The sequence below is a fragment of the Castellaniella sp. genome (assembly GCF_034007085.1).
In the GTDB taxonomy this organism is placed as follows: Bacteria; Pseudomonadota; Gammaproteobacteria; order Burkholderiales; family Burkholderiaceae_B; genus Castellaniella.
Genome location: NZ_JAVERO010000180.1, coordinates 1 through 3422, shown reverse-complemented (window position 1 = coordinate 3422; position 3422 = coordinate 1). Strand labels below are relative to the sequence as shown.

Here is a 3422-nt window from a genome sequence, read left to right as displayed (position 1 = left end):
CTTCAATTTCCTCCTGGCCTGGATTATTTTCTGGGGGCTGGCCTGGGTCAACGGCGCCCAGGACATGTTGCCGGTCATCGGCCAGGTCACCAACGCCAGCGCGGCCCAGGAAGCGGGGCTTTTGCCCGGTGATCGCGTGTTGGCCGTGGACGGCCAGCCCATTGCCATCTGGGAGGATCTGGTCGAGCGCATCGAAGCCAACCAGGGCGATGCGCTTCACCTGACCATGCTCCGGGAAAATGAACAATTTTCCGTGAACATCACGCCCAAACTCCAGGAAAAGCGCAACCTGTTTGGCGAAATCAAGACCATGCCCATGCTCGGCATCGCTCCCAAGGGGGAATTCTCGACACGCGAGCTGGGCTTCATGGCCGCGTCGTTCCAGGGCGCCAGACAGATCTGGGACGTGACCGGGCTCATGATCATGGGCATCGTCAAATTGGTGGAGCGGGTCATCCCCTGGACCGACATGGGCGGGGTTATCCTCATTTCCGAAATGATCCACAAAGAGGCCCAAAACGGTCTGGCCAGTTTGCTGGCCCTGACCGCCCTGATCAGCATCAACCTCGGCGTGCTCAATCTGCTGCCCATTCCCGTCCTGGACGGCGGGCACATTCTCTTCTTCTTTCTCGAAACCATCACCGGCAAGCCCCTGAGCCCACGGGTGCAGCAAATGGCCTTGAAAATAGGCATGACGCTCCTGCTGCTGCTCATGGTCTTCGCGACCATCAATGATATCCTGCGCCACTTCCGCTAGTCCGATTCTCGTGCTGTGCTGCGCCGAGGAACGTGTCCAGGTGGTCCTGGGCACGAGCTCGGAGCTCCTGTTCGCCGAGGAAATGCTCTGCCCCGGCCAATCCATCCGGCATCTGCCCATGGCCATGGACCGGGCCTTGAAGTCGCGAGGGCTGGGCGCCAAAAATCTGGCTGGAATCGCCTGCGTGCGCGGCCCGGGCTCGTTCACGGGACTGCGCATCGCCCATGCCGCCATGTACGGACTGGCCCGCCCAGCGGGCCTGCCCATGGCGGGCCTGGAGTATCATGCCGTGTTGGCGCGACAGATCCCGACCCCGGCGCGTCACGAAGTCTGGATCGCCACGCACGCACGCAAGGGCCAAGTTTATCTGCGGGGCTTTATTCAGGAACAGCCCCTGGACGACATCAAGCCCATGGCGGTCACCGAGGCCGCGCGACTTTTGGTTTCACGCCAAGCCCCCCGCCTCGTGGCGGGCAGCGGCGCGCGGCGGAATCCCGAGCTGGGTGAACTGGCCGAATGCCCTCTCCTGCCCGTGAATTTCGACACCCCCGCCCCCATGACCCTGCTCCAGGCGGCCCTGGACGCCACCTTTTCCGAGCACGCTCCCACCCCGCTCTATCTGCGCAAATCGGACGCCGAGGACAATCTGGAAGCCATCGCCCTCTCCCGTGGCATTCCCGTGGCCGATGCGCGGCGCCATATCTTTGATTTCGAATAAAACGCAGCCCAAACATCTGTCGGACAAAAAAACTCCTAAAGAAATTCCGCTCCCCGCCGATTCTCACAGCAAGACCAATGATGCAGCCCAAGAGCTGCTCGAATCCCAAGGCAAGGAAGCCGATACCCTTTCAAGGAGGAATTTTTTATGTCGCTCGTTATCAATCACAACCTGATGGCCATGAACGCGGCTCGCAACCTGTCCAGCTCGTACAGCAGCCTGGCAACATCCACGCAGCGTTTGTCCTCGGGCCTGCGCGTCAACAACGCCGCCGACGACGCCGCCGGTCTGGCCATTCGCGAGCTCATGCGCGCCGATATCTCCACCCTGAACCAGGGCGTGCGCAACGCCAACGACGCCATCTCCCTGATTCAGACCGCCGATGGAGCCCTGGGTGTCATCGACGAGAAGCTGATCCGCATGAAGGAACTGGCCGAACAGGCCGCCACCGGCACCTACACCTCGGACCAGCGCATGATCATTGATTCGGAATACCAGGCCATGGCCTCGGAAATCACCCGAATCGCCAACGCCACGGACTTCAACGGCATCTATCTGTTGAACGGCAATCTCTCCAGTGACACTCACAATGGCGCGGGCCTAAACTCCGAAGGGAAGCTGAAGGTCCACTTTGGCACGGCCAACCAAAGCGCCGAGGATTACTATTACATCCAGATCGGCAACGCCACGGCCTCGGCCCTGGGCGTGGGAAATCAGTCCGTCGAGGACGCCGGCTACAGCATCTCCACCCAGCAGGGCGCGCAGCTGGCCCTGGACGCCTTGAACGCGGCGATTGTCTCCAAGGATACAATCCGGGCTAACCTGGGCGCGCTCCAGAACCGTCTGGAAAACACCATCACCAACCTGACCATCCAGGCGGAAAACCTGCAGGCGGCCGAATCCCGCATCTCCGATGTGGACGTGGCCACGGAAATGACCAACTTCGTGCGCAACCAGATTCTGACCCAAAGCGCGGTGGCCATGCTGTCCCAGGCCAACAGCCTGCCGCAGATGGCCATGCAGCTCATCGGCGGTTAGTAGGCGCGGCACGGATTCCGGTTCTTGGCTGGGTCGCGCGGGCGGCCCAGCCTTTTTTTTACACATCCCAAAATCCTGGTACCATTATTGCTTAAATCTTCGCGACACACGAAACATTTGGTCCAGAGGCAGGTATGGCTGACGATCTGACATCCTCGCTCATCTCGGGAGCAATCCGCTTTACAGGCTTGGGATCGGGCACGGATTTCGATTCCATGGTCACCAAACTGGTGGAAGTGGAACAGACAACCACCAAGCGCATGCAGCTGTGGCGGTCGGAATGGGAACAAAAAAGCGAAGCGTTCGACACCCTGAGCGCGGCCATGCTCAGCCTGAACGCCACGCTTTCATCCATGAACACCACGGACGAATTCCTGATCAAGACCGTCAACTCCTCCAACCCGACAGCCATGACGGCCGTGGCCAGCAGCGCGGCGGAAGAAGGTGCCCACGTGGTGGACGTGATTTCCCTGGCCAGCACGGACATGCACATGGGAGCGGCAATTTTTGCCTCCCCCGATGATGTCGTCACCGACGGAAACGCCGGAACATTTTCGTTCACGTACGGATCGCGGCAAATTTCCGTGGATTTGACCGGAACCACGACCCTGAGCCAGTTCGCGAACCTGATCAACACCGATCCCGACAACCGCAATTCCGTGCGGGCCAGCGTCGTCAACGACGGCAGCGGCTACCGTTTGCAGGTTCGGGGCATGGATTTGGGCGCGGGCAACGATTTCATCGTCGACGAAAATCTGACCTCGGCCAATCTGCTGGCCAACTTCGGCAGCGACCGATTCATCGAAACCCAAAACGCCAGCAATTCCCAACTGGTTGTCGATGGCTGGCCAACCGCGCCAACGCCCACGGCCGACACCCTGACCGCGACCATCGCGGACCAGACGCCGA

General features: G+C 60.6%; 4 protein-coding genes. All 4 read left to right on the top strand.

Annotation, left to right across the window (positions count from 1 at the left end):
• The first annotated feature begins 13 nt into the window (after window positions 1–13).
• Window positions 14–757 carry an RIP metalloprotease RseP gene (gene rseP, locus RBR29_RS11270; protein ID WP_320349344.1) on the top strand — a complete coding sequence of 248 codons (744 nt, stop codon included), beginning with the start codon at window positions 14–16 and terminating at the stop codon, window positions 755–757.
• Complete coding sequence (gene tsaB, locus RBR29_RS11265) at window positions 732–1475, top strand: tRNA (adenosine(37)-N6)-threonylcarbamoyltransferase complex dimerization subunit type 1 TsaB (protein WP_320349341.1); 744 nt, start codon at window positions 732–734, stop codon at window positions 1473–1475. The genes rseP and tsaB overlap by 26 nt, the downstream gene beginning before the upstream one ends.
• 147 nt (window positions 1476–1622) lie before the next feature.
• Window positions 1623–2513: a flagellin gene (locus RBR29_RS11260; RefSeq protein ID WP_320349339.1), complete on the top strand. Its 891-nt coding sequence runs from the start codon at window positions 1623–1625 to the stop codon at window positions 2511–2513.
• Between the two features lie 215 nt (window positions 2514–2728).
• A partial coding sequence (locus RBR29_RS11255; protein WP_320349338.1) for a flagellar cap protein FliD N-terminal domain-containing protein occupies window positions 2729–3422 on the top strand: 694 nt, incomplete at its 3' end.